This window comes from Haloarcula sp. CBA1131 (assembly GCF_008728975.1).
Classification (GTDB): Archaea; Halobacteriota; Halobacteria; order Halobacteriales; family Haloarculaceae; genus Haloarcula; species Haloarcula hispanica.
The window spans coordinates 30,280-48,127 of sequence record NZ_RPCY01000002.1; the positions used below are offsets into that span (position 1 = coordinate 30,280).

Sequence of the window (17,848 nt, forward strand, 5' to 3'; positions counted from 1 at the left end):
TCACAGTGCGCCGTTTTGGGCCTTCCGTGCGACGTTATCGACGGGGTAGCCCGCGTCGCGTATCGCCGTAATGATGGTCTGTGCATGCTCGGCACCGCTCGTCTCGACGTTGAAGACGAGGTACGCCTCCCCGATTTCGAGGTTCTCGACGGACCGCTCGTGGCGAACGTCGTGGATGTTAGCTCCCTGCCGGGCGATGACCCCCGAGATCTCCTCCATCACACCCGGCTGGTCGTCAATGCGAACCCGAAGCTGAAGGAGCTGCTGGCGCTCCGTGAGCGCGTGGATGAGAACTTCTCGCATCTGTGTCATGTCGAGGTTCCCGCCACAGAGCAGCGGCATCACCGTTTCACCCGACACGTCGAGGCTGTCACTCAGTACGGCAGCCACGGAGGCGGCCCCGGCACCTTCCACGACCTGCTTGGCCCGTTCCATCAACAGGAGAATTGCCTGTGCGATGTCGGTATCCGAGACAGTCACGACCTCGTCGACATTCGCCTCGATGATGTCGAGCGTCGTCTCCGAGATGCCGCCGGTGGCGATGCCGTCAGCGATTGTGTCAACCTCGTCGAGCACGACCGGAATCCCTTTGTCGAGACTTTCGTGGACCGTCTCCGCGCCGGTCGCCTGAACGCCGACGACGCGCGTCTCGGGCGAGAGGTGCTTGACTGCGGTCGAGACACCGCTGATAAGTCCGCCGCCGCCGATGGGGACGATGACCGTGTCGACATCAGGGCAGTCGTGATACATTTCCGTACCGAGGGTCCCCTGTCCGGCAATGATGTCCAAATCGTCGTAGGCGTGAACGAACTCGGCGTCAGTCTCCTCGACGACGGCTTTGGCGTGAGACATCGTCTCCTGAAAGTCGTTGCCGACCAGTTCGACGCTCCCCCCGTAGCCTCTGGTGGCGTCGATTTTGGCCTGTGGCGCGTTCTCCGGCATGAAAATCGTCGACTCCGCCCCACATTTCGTCGCGGCGAGGGCGACGCCCTGTGCGTGATTGCCGGCGCTGGCGGCGACAAACGACTCCACGCCATCGGCGACGTCCTGTGAGATCTTGTTGAACGCGCCTCTGGTCTTGAACGAGCCTGTCCACTGGAGGTGTTCCATCTTCAGGTGGACCTCGGCGTCGACGAATTCACCGAGAGACGTACTCCGTTCGACCGGCGTCTTCTTGACGACTGTGTCGTCGTCAAGGCGTTCGCGGGCTCGTTCGATGTCCGCGTATGTGACGGGCAGGGTGTCCGATTCGGTTTGTGTCATGTGTTCGTATCGTCGTGGGCCTTATGTCAAAGTTGGTGGGTCGGTGCGCTGGCCTGTCATCTGGTGATGCGCTCCCGAGCCGGATCGAACAGCGGCTCGTCCCGCACCGTCGCGTCGTAGGTCTCACCCTCACACTGGATCTGGACTGATGTGCCGGCTTCGGCGTATTCGGTCGGGACGTACGTGTACGCGATTGATTCGTCAATGCTGTAGCCGTAGTTTCCGGCTTGCACGTAGCCGATGGCCTCGCCGTCTTTCAGCACCGGCCGCCCACTCAGCATGATGTCCGTCGAGTCGTCGAGCGTGACCGGCGTGATTTTGCTGTCGATACCTGCCTTGCGTGCGGCCTCCAGAGCTTCTTTGCCGATGAAGTCTGTGTCCATGTCGACAGCGAAGGGGAGTCCAGCTTCGAAGGGGTTCGAGTCCGTGTCGATGTCCGTCCCCCAGAGGCGGTAGCCTTTCTCTAACCGCATTGAACTGAGTGCACCGCCGCCCATCGGCCGGACACCGAGGTCCTCTCCGGCGTCCTGCAGCGTCTCCCAGAGCCGCTGGCCGTACTCCGTCGGCGTCCACAGCTCCCAGCCGAGTTCACCCACGTACGAGACCCGGAGCGCGATGACCGGCACGTCGCCGACGTACATCTGCTTGGCGCTGAAATAGGGGAAGCCGTTGTTGGTCACGTCCGTGTCGGTACACCGCTGGAGGAGGAGCCGCGAATTCGGCCCCCAGAGGCCGATTGTGGATTTCGCGCCTTCCTCGACGTGGACCGACACCGTCTCGGGGGCCTCGTCTTCCAGGTGACCGCCGTGGATGCCGGGGGAGTTCCCGCCGCCGGTCGTCACCATGAACTCCTCGTCGTCGAGTTTGACGACCGTGATGTCCGCGAGAATGCCACCGCCCTCGTTCAACAGCAGCGAGTAGCGGACCTGCCCGACGTCGAGATCCATGTCGTTGCTACAGACCCGCTGGAGGAACGCCTGGCTCCCCTCGCCTTCGACCATGATCGAGCTGAACGTCGTCATGTCGAACATCGACACCTTGTCGCGGGTGTGGAGATGCTCGGCGGCCTCGATTTTCGAACGGTTGATGCCCTGCCAACCGTCCTGGGCGGGAATCCGGTCGTCGTACTTCTCGACCAAGTCGGCGTTCGACTCGTACCACTGTGGCGTCTCCCAGCCGCCGCTCTGGTAGAACTCCGCGCCGAGTTCCTTTTGCTGGTGGTAGAACGGACTCGTCCGGAGCCCCCGGTGGTCGTCGGGCTGCCACCGCGGCTCGACGATACTATACACCTGCTCGTACTGCTTGGCCCCGCGGTCCACGAAGTAGTCCTTCTCGCCCGCGTGCGGTTCGAACCGTCGGACGTGAATGCCGCCGGTGTCGACCGGGCCGGACGGCAGTCGCGGAACGCCGTTCTCCATCCACTCGGCGAGGATGCGGCCGTAGCCCCCGGAGTGGGTCCACCAGATAGCCAGTCCGGTCCAGAGGCCGTCGACCTGCGCCGTCTCGCCGACGGCCGGCATCCCGTCGGGCGTGAATACGAAGATACCGTTCTCGGTGGCCTCGTATTCCACGTCCTGTGTCGCCGGCAGCAGTTCGTCGAAGGCCTGCTTTGCCGACTTGTCTCGGCCGCGGTGGGTCGGTGTCTCCCAATGCTCCTTCGTGAACCCTCTAACTGACGCTTGGTGTTCCTCGGAGTTCTTCCCCATCGCCTCGGGGTCGACCGAGAGCGTCTCGTGGTTGTACGAGCCCATCCCGAGCGCGTCGCCGTGGGTCCGGAAGTACAGCGAGTGGTCCTGGTCGCGGCCGACTGGCTGGTGTGGCCCTTCGCTCATGTACTCAGCGATAGAGCGGTCCCCAGGGACCTCCAGTCCGGTCGTGTTGTCGCCCACCGAGGTCTCAGCGTCAGCGAGTTCGTCCATCGGTTCGGTGACGACGTACTGGTGCTCCACTGGCGCAATCGGGAGGTCGAGCCCGGCCAGCTGGCCGGTCTGGTAGCCCCAGTTGTTCGTCGCGATGACCGCTCGCTCGCAGTCGATGCGGCCCTGACCGGTCTCGACAGCGTTGATTTCACCCCCCGAAACATCCAGATCCGTGACCTCCGTGTTCCCGTAGAACGACGCCGAAGAGTTTTCCATATACCACTGGAGCGCGCCGATGCCGTCGACGCGTCCATCAGTCGGCGAGTAGTAGCCACCGAGGATTTCGTCCTCGTCGACCATCGGAAGGTGCTCGGTGACTTCCTCGGGCGAGAGCAACTGCGGTTCCGGCAGCCCATAGGAAGTCGCCCACTCGACGCGTCGACGGAGGAAGTCCATGCGCTCCTCGCTCCGGGCCACTTCGATGCCACCGACCTCGTCGTAGACGTCGGCATCAGAGAGGAGCCGACTGGTGTAGTAGGCTGTCTTCGTCTGTATCTTCGACGGCGACGTCTGGAACATGATGCCGGGTGCGTGGACTGACGACCCGCCAGTGACGGGCAGCGGCCCCTGATCGATGACTGCGACGTCTTCCGCGCCGAGTTCCGTCAGGTGATACGCGACGCTACACCCAACGGCCCCGGCACCGATAACAACAGTATCCGCCCGAGACGGGGGAGTCTCTGTGCTCATGTATCTCGTTTGTGACTGTCTCTGTCATATTCTTAAATACACCGGTGGCCGGAACCCACGCAAAAAGAGAACGTCGGGTAGAGGAGTCACAGAGAGGTATTTCGACCAGTGTCGAGCCGTCGGGTATCAGTAGGTAGCGAGAAGAAACCGCAGTGCGGGACTGAACCACAGCGTGTTACAATCCCGATAGAACCAGCGGCTGGTCACAGACCGCTCTCAGACGAGCGGTTCCTCGCGGACGGTTGCGTCGTACCGCTCGCCCTCGTAGAGGATTTCGACGCTGGTCCCGGGTTCGGCGTACTCGGGCGGCAGGTACGTGTACGCGACGCAGGCCCCTTCGGTGTAACCGTACTCGGCGCTGTGGAGATAGCCGATAGTCTCGTCGCCGTCGAGGACTGGCTTGTTGTCCAGCACGACGGCATCCTCGTCGTCGAGCGTCAGGCACGCGACCTTGTGGTCGATGTTGTCGCCGTCGGCGGCCGCGGCGACGGCCTCCTTGCCGATGAAGTCGGTTTCGAGGTCGACGGCCCACCCGAGGCCGGCCTCGTACGGGTTGTGCTCCGTGTGGAGGTCCTTCCCCCAGAGGCGGAAGCCTTTCTCGATACGGAGGGAGTTCAGCGCGCCGTTGCCATAGGGCCGGATACCGTACTCCTCGCCGGCCTCCATGATGTGCTCCCAGAGGCGTTCGCCGTACTCCGAGGGCGTGTAGAACTCCCAGCCGAGTTCGCCCGCGTAGGAGACGCGGAGCGCGGTGACGGGAATGTTCTTCACGAAGAACTGCTGGCTCGTGAAGAACGGGAAGGCGTCGTCGGAGAGGTCGACGTCGGTGATCTTCGAGAGGACCTTCCGGGCGTTCGGGCCGGTACAGACCATCGCCGCCAGGCTGGAGGTCACGTCGTTGACGACCACGTCGTCGGGGGACTGCTCGCGCACCCACGCGACATGGTTGTTCCCGACTTCGCGGCCGGTCGTCAACAGGAGGTAGCGGTCCTCGTCGGTTCGCGTGACCGTGATGTCCGCTCGTACGCCGCCGGCCTCGTTACACATCAGCGTGTACTTCACGTCGCCCACGTCGATATCCATGTCATTCGTACAGAGGTACTGGACGAACTCGCCGGCGTCGCTCCCGATGACCTCTATCTTGTTGAAGGAAGTCATGTCGTGGAGGCCGACGTTCTCCCGGACGTTCAGCGCCTCAGCGCCTTCGATGGGGGACCAGTACTTCGCTTCCCAGCCCTCGCGGTCGGGGATCTGGTCACCGTACTCCGCCAGCAGGTCGGCATTTGAGTCGAACCAGTGGGGTTCCTCCCAGCCGGCCTCGGCCCACAGTTCGGCGTCGTACTTCTTGTGGGTGTGGTACATCGGAGTCCGACGGATGTCCCGCTGTTTGTCGGTCCAGACCCACTTGGGGTGCATGATGTTGTAGACGATGCGGTACTCCTCGCCGCCGATGTCCCGAGCGAAGTCCCAACTGCCCTCGTGCTCGTCGAAGCGGTTCACGTCGCAGTGGGCGAGGTCAATCGGGCCGTCAGGGAGGCGCGGGACGCCGTGTTCCATCCACTCGGCGAGCGCTTTGCCGGCACCGCCGGCGTGGGTGACCCAGATGGCCGCCGCCGTCCAGAGGCCGTCGTACTCCTGGACGGGCCCCATCACGGGGAGTCCGTTGGGCGACTCCGCGAACATGCCGTTGTACTTGTGTTCGAGTTCCTTGCCGGCCGTCGCGGGCAACAGCTCGTCGCTGGCCTGTCGCGGGGCCTTGTCCGGCCGGTCCGGATGTGTCGCGTTGTCCATGTGGTAGTCCGTGAACTCGTGGACCGAGCCCTGCTCGCCGTCGGGGTCGTTGCCGCCGAGGTCCTGTGGATCGGGCACGATTGGCTCGTGGTTGTACGAGCCGATACCGTAGGAGTCCCCGTGGTTCCGGTAGTACATCGCGTTGTCCTGGTCGCGGAGAATCGGCCGGTCCGGACCCACGAGGAGCCGTTTTGCCTTCTCCCCGGAGACGTTCTCGTAGTTCTCGAACAGCGGGTGGTCCGTGATGTCGACCGCGCTGTCGGCCAGTTCGTCGAGGGACTCCGTCATCGTGTACTGGTGTTCGACCGGCGTCACCGGCAGGTGCACGTCGAGTTTCTCGCCGAGTTGACGGGCCCAGATGTTCGTCGCGACGACGACCTCGTTACACTCGATACTACCGTTCTCCGTGACGACGGCCTGGACCTCGCCGTCCGCTGTTTCGACGTCCTCGGTGCGCGTGTGCGGCACGAACTTCGCGCCCCCGTCCATCGCTTCCCTGGCCAGTGCGTCACACGCGACGACGCCCGAGACCTGCCCGTCCGTCGGGGAGTAGTAGCCGCCCTTGATCTGGTCGGCGTCGACCAGCGGGAGGTGCTCGGTGACTTCTTCGGGCGAGAGCAACTGCGGGTCCTCGATGCCCCAGGCCTTGGCGTATTCGACGCGACGCTGGAGGAAGTCCATGCGTTCCTCGCTGCGCGCGACTTCGATGCCGCCTGTTTCGTTGTAGGCCTGCTGCCCATCCGCGCCCTCGAGGTCCGAGTACAGCCGACGGCTGTAGTCCGCAAACTGGCTGAGGACTTTCGGCTCCGCGGTCTGGAACATGATTCCGGGAGCGTGGGTGGATGATCCACCAGTGGTTGGCATCGGCCCCTGGTCGACTACGACCACGTCCTCACGGCCGAGCGCTGTCAGCTGGTAGGCGATGTTGCAGCCGACGATTCCGGCACCGACGATGACGGTATCGGCCTGGGTCGGCAGGCTATCGGTAGGCTCCATGACTCTGGGTAGAACGTGCTATGGCGTGGCAATATAGTTACCGCCTGGTCCACCTCCTTTGCAAACTGACATCGCATTATCACGTAGTGTTTCAGAATAACAGGAGTACCATTGTTAATAGATTTGGGTCCCCTGTGGTGATTGTCGCTTCCGGTCAGAAACTCCGAGCAGTGTCCAACACGCTATTGTACTGTCAAGTTATATGTTAACAGCCCTCTGTGATTTTTATGATACGGGGTTTCACACCGGCGACAGCCGCTCTACCGGTCAGTGATTCTGTTCCGAAGGAGTATCACAGCACCGCTCCGTGTGGCCCAGCGACGCTCCTACTCCCAGCGCTTTTGCCTGCGCGCCGCCGGGCATCGATATGGACTACACCGCCGTCACGCACACGACGACTGACCGACGGCTCGGGAGACTCCCGTCAGGACGAGCCGTGTCCGTGACTGTCCACCGGTACGTCGGCAGCCCCGGGCCGACAGTGTATATTCAGGCGGCGCAACACGGCATCGAACTCAACGGCCCAGCCGCGTTACGGCGACTGCACGACCGCCTGACCGACGCGGCTATCGCCGGGACAGTACTTGTCATCCCAGTCGTGAACCAGCTCGCGTTCGATCACCGGTCGTACATGACCCCCGGCGAGTACGACGTGATGAACCCGAACCTGAACCGCGTGTGGCCGGGAGACGAGTCCGGAAGCCTACAGGAACAGTTTGCCGCTCGGCTGTGGGAACTCGTAAAAGACGCGGACGCCGCGGTCGATCTCCACACCGGCACGGCAGATATGCTGGAACACGTCAGATGCCGGGCGGGCGACCCGGCCGCCGAGCGCCTCGCCGAAGCGTTCGGTACTTCCTACAGAATCACCGACGAGTCCGAGGACACCGGCGACGACGGCTCTGGCGGGACGTTCCGTGCTGCGGCTGCGGCAGCCGGAATTCCGGTTATCACGGCGGAGCTATCGAACAGTCGCCGGATAGCACAGGACGCGGTTGCGGCTGGTGTCGACGGGATACAGAATCTCCTGCGCGAGTGGGCAGTCCTCCCGGCAGAGCCGGAGTCGAAGGCGGCACAGACGGTACTCCGAAACGACGCGGAGCCGGTCACCGCGTCGGAATCGGGATTGTTCGAATGTCGGCCGGACATCGCCGTCGGTGACACTGTCGACGCCGGGGAGCGACTGGGGACTGTCTACGAACCCTCCTCGTTCGAGCAACAACAGGTCGTCTCAGCGACAGAACGAGGAGTGATATTCTCGCTTGCCAAGGAGTCTGTCGTCGTGAAAGGGGAACGCCTCGCAGGCATCGCGACACCGCGATAACCGAGACGTATCCGAGGAGCCGCCTGCGGGCACTGTTTCAGACGTGTGTTGCTAGCCGTAGTTTTGGGGAAGTTTATAAATGGGTTCGGTATTCCACACCTATCTCTACAGCATAACGTGTCATAGTCACTCAATGACATGGGACTTCACACCGCATTCACGGCGCTCGCGGAGGTCATCGATGCGTACGAATCCCGCGGTCGGTCCATCGAGACCGTCGAAGCATTGCCGGCCGACACCGGTGATGCAGTCCTCGATGTGACGGTGGCGATGCCGGTCTCGCTGCGTTCCGGCGGCGGCGCTGACGAAGGTCTCAGCCCGGAGACGGCGAATCTAACCGACAGTGGTGACCTCGAAGTCACGTTCTCACCGTCGGCCACTGAACTTCCGTCGACCGCTGGGACCTCACTGTCGATAGGTGATGCCTCGGCGACGGTTACTGACGACGGCTTGCTCCTGACGGTAGAGCTGACAATTGATGCCATGGGCGCGCCAGACGAGGCAGCCAGCGTCGACTGTGGGCCGGAGCCAGCTGTCGATAGCGATTCAGCAACAGGCACCGTAGCGCGTTCGGCCGATGCCGTCGAGAGTAACATTGACGCGCTCGACGGTTCGGATATCTCGGATTCAGAGTCTGTCAGTGAGGGAGGTGACGGTTCACGGGAAAGCCCACAGTCGGACGGCGCGGCTACAGCGGCTCCTGAGTCTGATCGCGAGAACAACTCTGAATACGGCCCGTTCGCCGCCGTCCGCAACGACTCCGTCCCACCGTACGAGGACACCGACTACCTGCAAGCACTGTACGACGAGTGTGACAACTTCAGGGAGATCGCCGAGCAGATACAGATGGATGTCTCCTCCGAGACGGTCCGACGATACATGATAGAAGCGGACATCCACGTCCCGAACACGTACAACACCTCCAGCGACGAGGAAGAAGAAGCGGCCGAATCAGGGCAGTCTGACAACGGCGCGAGCCAGGGTGAAGTCGATGCCGGGGGCGGACAGGTCAGTGTGGCCGAACCCGTTTCGGCCGAGTCAGTTGGTTCCGAGAGTTCGGTCGGGGAACTTCCAGACGAGCAACTGGTCACCGACGGGATTGGACTCCCAGCTGATGTCCAGCTGCAAGACGTCGCGGACGCGGTCGTCGATTCCGACACGGTGTACGAGGTACAGCGATGCCTGAGTCTCGACCGTGGCCAGACCCGGGACCTGCTGGCGGAACTCAATCTGTTAGATCTCGTCCTGTGCCGGCTCGCGGACGAACCGGACCACGCTGTCTCCTACGGGACTGTGGCCAGTCGGATCCGGCAGTGTGCGCCTCATAGCGCGTGATAGAAGCGATTTCTTATAAATGGGTTCGATGCCCCACCCACAGAGAAAAGTACGGGTGCGCCTTATGTCTGGCAACTCATGGCCCTCGGAACACGCGCTGTCTCAGACAGTCAGGGTGTCCGGACGCTGCTGACGAGCGCCCGGTTCGAACTGATGCCGTTCGAGAGCTTCGACGAGGAGATTACCCACCTCCCCGACAATGCGACTATCGCAATCACGACCTCACCACAACTCGGCATCGAGAAAACCGTCGAAAAGACGGAGGAAGCTGCCGAAATGGGGTACGATGTCGTGCCACACATCGCGGCCCGGTATGTGGAAGACCAGGAGCAACTCGAAGCGATTGCAGAGCGACTTGAGCAGGCAGGCATCACGGACATCTTCGTCCCAGGAGGTGACCGCGAGGAACCGGCCGGTGAGTACGAGTCGGCGCATGACCTGCTCGAAGCGCTCGCAGAGACCGAGTACTCATTCGCGGAAGTAGGAATCACAGGCTACCCCGAGGGCCACGACTTCATCGACGACGAGACGCTGGCGGAGTCGATGGCACAGAAAGCGCCGTACGCGACGTACATCGTCACCCAACTCTGTTACGACCCGGAGACCGTGGTAGAGTGGGTCGAAGACATCCGTGCTCGCGGTATCGAACTCCCGGTCGAAGTCGGTATCCCGGGCGTGATGAACTACCAGCGCCTGATGCAAATCTCTCAAAAGGTCGGCGTCGGTGATTCGATCAAATTCCTCAGGAAGACGACGGGCATTCTCGGGTTCGTCAAGCAACTGGTCGGCTCCCGCGGGACCTACGAACCCGACGAACTCATCGACGGCCTCGCGCCCTACGTCGGGGACGACGAGTACAACATCCGCGGGGTTCACATCTACACGTTCAATCAGACGCCCGACACGGAGCGGTGGCGGCACAACCGTCTCGACTCCTGAAACTCACCTACTTATTGTCCAGACTCGGGAACCCCAGCTCCAAGTAACCTGTTTTCGGCCGTCTCGCTGGCAGTCTCTGCCAGCGAGCCATACTGTGGCCAGAGTATCCCCAACGCAGTCCAGCAAGAAACGTGAGTTGATATTTTCCGAGCAGCATCTATACGGCTGCGGAACTGCAGGAGAGGGGGCGGAGGGCTACAACAGTGTCAGTGAAGACCGGAATCTACAATCTGTAGCAAAAACGGCGTCGGGCGACAGATGAGTGTGTGAATTGCTGGGACAGACGGAGTGGGGATTAGTCGTCGCTTTCGGCCTCTTTCCGGGCGTTGAGCTTCGCCTGCTCACGGGCGCTCGGGTTGACAGACTCCTTGAACGGCACTTTCGCGGCGGTCGCGAACACCGGCTCACCGGGCTCGTCGGCGTACTCGTCGGGGAGATGGACCTGGAACTCCAGATCAAGTTCCTCGTCGTAGATCTCGTCGTTGAGCGGCGTGTCGGTGACTTCCTGAATCTTCTCGGCCGGGACGAATCCCATCCCGATGTTGGTTTCGAGATCCGGGTTCCACCACGGCGAGGTGAGGTAGCCACACTCTTCGCCCGTGTCCGGGTCGGAGATGAGCCAGAAGTCGGGGGCGTAGTCACGGATCGGCTCGCCAGCGATCTTCAGGCCGATGAGCTTGTGCTCGAACGGGTAGTTGCCGTTCTCGATCTGGTCTTTCTGCTCTTCGAGGACCTCTTTGCCGATGTAGTCGGCCTCCTTGTCGTCGGGAACGTGGTAGCCCAGGTTGACCTGGAACGGCGAGGTCTCGTGGTCGAGGTCCTGGCCCCAGGACATGATACCGGCGGCGATCCGGCGGTGGTGTCCCGGTGCGATCTGGCGACCGTCGTGGTCTTTGACGGACTCCATGACGGGGTCCCAGACCTGTTCGGCGTTTTCCATCGCGTCTTTGACGTAGACCTCGAAGCCTTTCTCACCCGAGAAGCCGGTCTGGCTGATCAACACATCACAGCCGTTGATTTCGGCGTCCATCAGGCCGTAGTACGGGACGTCTTTGACCTTGTCGCCGACGACGTCGACCATCACGTCGAGCGCCCTCGGGCCCTGGATCTGCATCGGAGCCACATCGATCTCATCGATTTCGACGTCGAAGTCGTTGTCGACGTTGACGCCCTGCAGCCACTGCATCAGCGTCGAGTCCGAGATGGAGAACCAGAACTCGTCTTCCTCGGGGCGCAGGAGAACGGGGTCGTTCAGGACGCCGCCGTCCTCGTTACAGAGGATGACGTACTTTCCGTCCATGGCGTCCATACCTGTCACGTCGCGGGTGACGACGTAGTTCGTCAGCGCCTCGGCGTCGGGCCCTTTGACCCGAATCTGGCGCTCTACGGCGACGTCCCAGAGGGTGACAGTGTTGGTCAGTGCGTCGTACTCCTTCATCACGCCGCCGTCCTCGGGCTCGATGAGACCGCGCGGGTGATAGAGGCGGTTGTAGACAGTTGCCCGCCAGGCACCCTCCTCGTTGAACGACTTGTGGAAGAACGGGGACTTTCGAACGCGCGTTGACACCAACATCTCGATGTTGGGGTCACCAGTCTGGCGGAGGTTACGGGGGACAGTCCGATCTGACTGGTCGACACTGGGATGGTTAGGATGTTCCTCGTTACCGGTCATGCCTATGAAAGAAGATGTGAAATACTAATAAAGGATATTGTTACTTGCTTCTGGGTTTTATATGCGGGAGGGACTTTGCGGGCAATTTCGACACTCAAAACCGTTGTTTAACAGCCCCAGAACATGAATATTCAACAGTATCTGGTATCTCGCTACTCGGCTGAAACTGGTAGCTGTAGTACGAAACGACCGGCACGGAACACGACCGAGCGGTTGGTGTGACTGTTCGGACAGATATCAGTCCGAGTCACTGCTGGCTCGGGTGTATTTGACGATGTCGAAGTCGCTGTGTGTCGTTCGTTCCGTCTCGGACCAGCACGACCAATCGACGGTCGGGAAGACCGTATCGCCGTCGAATGTTGCCGTTAGTTCGGTGAGGATTAGCTCGTCGGCCTTTGGGAGAAACTGCTCGTACACAGTAGCGCCGCCAATGACATACGTCGTAGATGCGCCGCTGTTGGCCGCTTCGGTCAACGCCGCCGTCGTCGAGGTGACAGCCGTGACACTGTCAGGAAGGTGACGCGGCGTCGTAGTCAGAACAATGTTCAATCGCTCCGGGAGTGGGCCGTCGAGATCACGGCGGATGCTCTCAAAGGTACGCCGGCCCATAATCACCGGATGACCGATAGTCGTCTGTTTGAAATGTATCAGATCCTCGGGATACTGCCACGGAATGTCGCCGCCGGCACCGATCACGCCGTTAGTCGCAACAGCGGCGATCAGCGAGAGTTTCATACGTACCTCTTTGTCGGGCTGCTGGTAATAAGTCCGTCCCACCGACGAGCGAGGCCACCGCTCGAAACCGACGCATCAAATCCGCTGCCCGAGCTATAGTAACAATTGAAACGATGTACACACTGATCGCACTGCCGCCGTGCGATCAGGTGTGCATTGATTTTCAATGGCTACTATACGGACATTGTTTCAAGTGACAGCAAGTCGTATTCTGGAACTGGAATCCTGCCGTTTGGATCTGAATCAGTTGGATGTCGCCACACCAATGCTAGCCCGGACCTTGATAGCGTATCTCGCGCGCGACTTATGAGGTACCAGCCATATAAAACGCCGTATGGATACGATTCACCTGTCGCCCGGTCCCGCCGCTGCTCAGGCGTTTCGCCTGGGAATTATCGCGAGCGCGGTCGGTGGACTCGCCGGGATTGCAACACTGTACTGGCTAGACGTCCTGACACCGGTGTTTGCTGGATACGCACTTGTTCTCTTGTTCCCCGTGTATCTTGTCTTCGCCGCAACAGCGTTGAGCGTGTGGTTGGGATACAACAAAGACGCGACAGCATTGCGACCGGTCTACCGCCAAAAGGATTCGAGCGGGCGATCCGAGTAAACACCACGGTTAGATAGGTTCAGGATCTGCCCCAATGACTCTCTTTTTGATAGTTTTGTGCACATACTCCAGAATACAGTTTCAAATGCGGTTCGGTGTCACGAGAGTTGGTTTAAATCGGTAAAACGATTGGAACGCCTTCCGAGCGCTCCCAGTGGCGGATCTGTGGACTCACTCCTTTCTGTCGATTATTGTTGCTGCAATGAGGTTCCGCATACCCCGCCGGAGACGGCCGCTCATCGCTGTCGAGGACAATCCGATTTCGTCTGCGACTTCGTTCAAGGAGATATCCCTGGGTTCTCCGAAATAACCGTTTTCGTATGCGGTTGTCAGCGCGGTCCGCTGCTCATCGGTCAAGCCGTACGACGATTCGCCGCCGGTGTCCGTGTTTCCGTAGATTTCGATGATATCGAGCGAGATGTCGTTCTCGTTGGCATACTCCCAGATCGTGTTGAGTGCCTCTCGGTCGGGGAGGAGGAGTCGGACGAGCCATCCGTTGCCCTTCGTTTCGGTATGGACGAGAAATCCGTTGACATCCGTGACGACTGAGCTGATGAGTTTCGTTTCGGGGGTGTGTTCGATGTAGTATATGCCGGTCTGGTCGGTCCAGTCGACGAGTTCGTAGCTCTGGACTGTCGGATCGGCATCGAGCATCTCTTCGAGTCGGTCTCTGTCACGATACTCGATGAGGAACGGAAACACGGTGGAGCCCGGATCGGTATTCCCCTGTGTGATGACACGTATCGCTATGTCTTCGAGGTTCTGTAACGTTGGAACCAGAGCGAGGCGTTCGTGTTCGATGTGTATTTTCGTCGTTATTGACATTTTAGGTACGAAGATTACAATCGAAGCGTCAAAGACGAATACCAGTTCGACAACGGAGTGGCATCATCTGTGAACTGCTGTATGTACGCGGAGTCTCCACGTCAATGTTTACATGCACAGGTGCACACACGAGGGCAAAAATAAAAAGCTGACTGCCGTCCCAAATGGCCCCGATCGTGTTAGCGAGACTGTGTTTTCACCAATGAGAACGAGTCTCCGGACGCAGTCTAAGCGACGAAGTAACGAGAAACAACTCAGAAGACATGTGTCATTGAACCAGCCAATTCGGCGAGTAGCACACGTCTCTATCGGAATGTGTATTAACAATCGTTTATAATTGTGCGTAATAAATACCCGTAATTATCCTACAATGAGCTTAGAAGGCTGTACCCAGTATATTGTATTGACATGAGTGAACCACAAAACCAATCCACCGCGGATAGCGAGTTCTCAAACGTCGATTTCTATCTACCGGCAGTCGCGCTACCGCCGAACTTCGGTCGTATCGAGGCGGCTGTTTCCGACCTCTTCGACTTCCACGGCGTCGTGCTGATTCCGGACAGTTACAATAAGTAACTCAGCCGCGTAGCATGTGTGGTTTATTTGAGGGTACCTATAGTAACAATTGAAACGATGTACACACTGATCGCACTGCCGCCGTGCAATCAGGTGTGCATTGATTTTCAATGGCTACTATAACTAATCGTGGTCAGTCGGTCAGTTTATCGGCGACAGCTTCGACAGCCTCGACAGGAACGTCGTACTCGTCGGCGACCGCTTGTGCCTGTGCTGCCGAGAGTGAACTGGTTCCGGCGACCGGATTTTTGCTTGGTTCTCGCGGCTGTGAGGGCGCCAACGTTTCGTCGTTGATAGACAGGCTCACTGCGTCCCAGCGGGTGTAGTGACCCATCGCATCGAAGTACGCCTTTGTCGCCCGCCGTTCGTCGTCCTGGAACTCGGCAGTCAGGAGCCCCTCCTCACCGACCAGCGGACCAGCCTTGACAATCCCCGCCGGGTTGATGAGCATACTCCCGCCCGCGGCGACGTTGAACCCGAGTTCGTCCTCAGAGAAACCGTCTGGAACAGCGTCGCTCATGTACGCTGAGCACGCAGCGACGAACGACTGGGTTTCGAAGGCGTACTCCCGCATGGCGGGATAGATATCACAGGTATCCACGGCCTCGCTCGTCTCCGCTCGAGTCTTGTCCCCTGGATGACCGTGTTGTTTCCAGAAGCCGGGCCAGACGGCGGCGTGTATCTCCTCGCCCATTGCGGTCAGCGCCGCTTTCGAGAGCGTCATGTGGTTCTCGTAGCAGATGAGACCGCCGAGCCAACCGATATCCGTCTCATACGTGGCCAGGCTGGATGGGTCGCCCCGGCCCCAGATGGCTCGCTCCTCGTGGGTCGGCATCAGTTTCCGGTGTCGACCCATCAGCTCCCCCGTACTGTCGAAGTAAAACAGCGAATTGTAGAGCGTCTCGCTTCCCTGCCGGTCACTGACTTCGTTCGTGCCCAGCACGAGTGTGAGGTCCGCCTCCGCGACTGCCTCACCGAGTACCTCGATAGCCTCGTCGTCGACGTGGAGACTGTTCTTCTGGAGGTCCACCATCAGGTCGGTCCATCTGGAGATAGAGACGCTACCTCGCCAGTATGGGTACCCCGGGAAGTACGTCTCCGGGAAGACCACGATGTCTGCACCGTCCCGTCCCGCCTGCTCGATATACCGGCATGTCTTGTCCAGCGTTCCCTCCTTGTCGTGGTAGACTGGCTCTACCTGCGCGGCCGCGAGTGTGAACGATTCGGCTGGCATTCGTTCGCAATATACAGACCATCATCAAATCAGTTTGTCCGAAGACGGTGCGAATCTGGGCTCAGCATTCCGTCGCCATAGTCTGAACTGCGTCCGTACTACCCTACTGACGTTCCGGTTCTGGGGCCTGCCAGGCGACGATGAGACCGGCGACAGCAACCGTGCCAGCCAATAAAAACGCTGGCTCAAATCCGACGCTGTTTACTACGGCTCCACCAGCGATCGGTGCAACAAATGCCCCTGCCAGGCCGATACTGGTCTGGAACGCGACCGCCGTCGCAGCGACGGGCGGATCAACGAGCTCTCGAACATACGTAAACGAGAGGCCAAGCGTCAGTTGGACCGCAAACCCGATCAGCAGGAGGACGGCAACAAGCAGTGGCAACGAGCGAAACTGCGTAAACCCGAGGAGAAGCGGCGCAGCAAGGCCGAAGGACGACAACACGACCGGTCGCCGTCTGCCGTTGAAGACCCGGTCCGAGATGAGCCCGCCGCTGATTCGAGAGACCACACCAACGGCGGGGAACACGGCAACGACGAGTCCGCTTACGGCCAGGGAGAAGTCCAGTCCTTGCGTGAGGTACGACGAGCCCCAGCTATTCACGAACAGGTACAGCGCGTAGCCGAGGAAGCCGAGGACACCGACGAGCCAGACGTTCCGGCTCCGGAGCACTGCCCCGAATTCCTGCAGGGACGGGGCATCGCCGCGGCTCCCGCCGTGCCCGCGGCTCGCCGGCCAGAAGACGGCCAAGCCCGCGAGGGCGGGGCCAATGAATGCCAGAAAGACAGCCGGCCAGCCGAACCGCTGGGCGATGAGCGGCCCCGTTCCCTGTCCGAGTGCGAAGCCGACCGGCCCACTGGCAGTGAAGATGCCGACTGCTGTCGCACGGTTGGAGCCGTCGACGGCCCGGCTCACCATGTCGATGCCGGCGTTCCAGACGATGACATACGCAGCTCCTCCCAGTGCACGCGACGCGAGGATTGATTGGTACTGGCCACGCCGACCGGCTAGCCAGCCCCACGTCCCGGCGATGACTAACGTGCCCACCGCAAGTGCCATCGCGGTCCTCGAATCGGTCCGGTCCAGCACAGCCCCGACAGGGAGACTGACGACGACAGCGGTGCCGAACATGACCCCGACCAGGAGGCCGGCGGCTGTCGGCCCGACCTGTAGTGACTCCTGAATGAGTGGTGTCACGCTTGCAGGGACGATCTCGTAGGCAGCCAGTCCCAACGAGATGAGGCTTGCACCCGCTACAAGCCACCACGTCGAGTCGGCTGTTTGAACAGGTGTCTCAGCAGCGGTGTCCGAAATATCGGAATCAGTAGCCTGTGGTGTCATTCTGGCGGGGATGAGCGTTCGGTCATCGTACTGTCGTAGTCGGCACCGGAGCTATAGTAGCCATTGAAAATCAATGCACACCTGATCGCACGGCGGCAGTGCGATCAGTGTGTACATCGTTTCAATTGTTACTATAGAAGTGAGAAGCTCAGTCAGTTCGAGTGGCGAGCGTCTGGCGAGCAGTTCCCGAACAACACCGAAAAAACTGCTTGGTGAGGTGCGGTGGCGACTGAGAGTCACTGTTTCCGAATGAGATAACAGAGCGTATTGAAACCATGGGGCCTGAAGCGGATGATACAACAGAGTGGTTGCCGAGTGCGGCGTAGCACGAGCGTGGAACCCGTGGCACGACACCCAAACAGAAGCAGGAAAGCAATCGGATATATAGACACTCACCCATAGTATAGGTACAAGCATAGAGGTATGGTCTGGTATTTCCCAATTTTCGTTCTATCTTTTCGGTTATACAAACTACCAGTCTGAACTCAGTATTCGTTCGGGGCATATTCAGAAGAACTGTGCTGGATATGTTTATACTCGCAAGAGGTGATACGTAATTCAGTATTTGTATTGAGCCTCCAGGATTGGCTATCAAAT

General features: G+C 60.1%; 13 protein-coding genes. 5 read left to right on the plus strand and 8 right to left on the minus strand.

Annotated features, from left to right (window positions below; translation table 11 throughout):
• From ilvA to Har1131_RS15555, 3 genes are all read right to left on the minus strand, one after another.
• Positions 1 to 1,263: a threonine ammonia-lyase gene (gene ilvA, locus Har1131_RS15545; RefSeq protein ID WP_050038311.1), complete on the minus strand. Its 1,263-nt coding sequence runs from the start codon at positions 1,261 to 1,263 to the stop codon at positions 1 to 3.
• Between the two features lie 56 nt (positions 1,264 to 1,319).
• Positions 1,320 to 3,872, minus strand: coding sequence for an FAD-dependent oxidoreductase (locus tag Har1131_RS15550; RefSeq protein ID WP_151147352.1), 2,553 nt, complete (start codon positions 3,870 to 3,872; stop codon positions 1,320 to 1,322).
• 216 nt (positions 3,873 to 4,088) lie between these two features.
• Positions 4,089 to 6,659 (minus strand): FAD-dependent oxidoreductase, encoded by a 2,571-nt coding sequence (locus Har1131_RS15555; protein ID WP_151147355.1) that lies wholly within the window; start codon positions 6,657 to 6,659, stop codon positions 4,089 to 4,091.
• A 367-nt stretch (positions 6,660 to 7,026) separates the two neighbouring features.
• Between Har1131_RS15555 and Har1131_RS15560 the strand changes: the two genes are divergently transcribed.
• From Har1131_RS15560 to Har1131_RS15570, 3 genes are all read left to right on the plus strand, one after another.
• Positions 7,027 to 7,983: a succinylglutamate desuccinylase/aspartoacylase family protein gene (locus tag Har1131_RS15560; protein WP_151147358.1), complete on the plus strand. Its 957-nt coding sequence runs from the start codon at positions 7,027 to 7,029 to the stop codon at positions 7,981 to 7,983.
• 138 nt (positions 7,984 to 8,121) lie between these two features.
• Positions 8,122 to 9,318, plus strand: coding sequence for a hypothetical protein (locus Har1131_RS15565; protein ID WP_151147361.1), 1,197 nt, complete (start codon positions 8,122 to 8,124; stop codon positions 9,316 to 9,318).
• Between the two features lie 78 nt (positions 9,319 to 9,396).
• Entirely contained in the window at positions 9,397 to 10,257 is an 861-nt protein-coding gene (locus tag Har1131_RS15570) for a methylenetetrahydrofolate reductase (RefSeq protein ID WP_151147364.1), read from the plus strand.
• Positions 10,258 to 10,552: 295 nt separating this feature from the next.
• On the opposite strand, the gene Har1131_RS15575 is transcribed toward Har1131_RS15570, so the two are convergent.
• A complete protein-coding gene (locus tag Har1131_RS15575; RefSeq protein WP_014031189.1) occupies positions 10,553 to 11,929 on the minus strand; it encodes a glycine cleavage system protein T in 1,377 nt (458 codons plus the stop codon).
• Positions 11,930 to 12,166: 237 nt separating this feature from the next.
• Entirely contained in the window at positions 12,167 to 12,664 is a 498-nt protein-coding gene (locus Har1131_RS15580) for a dihydrofolate reductase (protein WP_014031190.1), read from the minus strand.
• 334 nt (positions 12,665 to 12,998) lie between these two features.
• On the opposite strand from Har1131_RS15580, the gene Har1131_RS22725 reads away from it, so the two are divergent.
• Complete coding sequence (locus Har1131_RS22725) at positions 12,999 to 13,274, plus strand: hypothetical protein (RefSeq protein WP_151147367.1); 276 nt, start codon at positions 12,999 to 13,001, stop codon at positions 13,272 to 13,274.
• 171 nt (positions 13,275 to 13,445) lie between these two features.
• On the opposite strand, the gene Har1131_RS15590 is transcribed toward Har1131_RS22725, so the two are convergent.
• Positions 13,446 to 14,099 (minus strand): helix-turn-helix domain-containing protein, encoded by a 654-nt coding sequence (locus Har1131_RS15590; RefSeq protein WP_014031192.1) that lies wholly within the window; start codon positions 14,097 to 14,099, stop codon positions 13,446 to 13,448.
• A gap of 408 nt (positions 14,100 to 14,507) precedes the next feature.
• Here Har1131_RS15590 and Har1131_RS21870 point away from each other — a divergent pair, with 408 nt between their 5' ends.
• Positions 14,508 to 14,675, plus strand: coding sequence for a hypothetical protein (locus Har1131_RS21870; RefSeq protein ID WP_175055176.1), 168 nt, complete (start codon positions 14,508 to 14,510; stop codon positions 14,673 to 14,675).
• A 133-nt stretch (positions 14,676 to 14,808) separates the two neighbouring features.
• Here the strand turns inward: Har1131_RS21870 and Har1131_RS15595 are convergent, their stop codons facing one another.
• Both Har1131_RS15595 and Har1131_RS15600 read right to left on the minus strand, forming a co-directional pair.
• On the minus strand, positions 14,809 to 15,909 hold the full coding sequence (locus Har1131_RS15595; protein ID WP_050038453.1) for a carbon-nitrogen hydrolase family protein: 1,101 nt from the start codon (positions 15,907 to 15,909) through the stop codon (positions 14,809 to 14,811).
• 103 nt (positions 15,910 to 16,012) lie between these two features.
• Entirely contained in the window at positions 16,013 to 17,251 is a 1,239-nt protein-coding gene (locus tag Har1131_RS15600) for an MFS transporter (RefSeq protein WP_050038452.1), read from the minus strand.
• Positions 17,252 to 17,848: the final 597 nt, after the last annotated feature.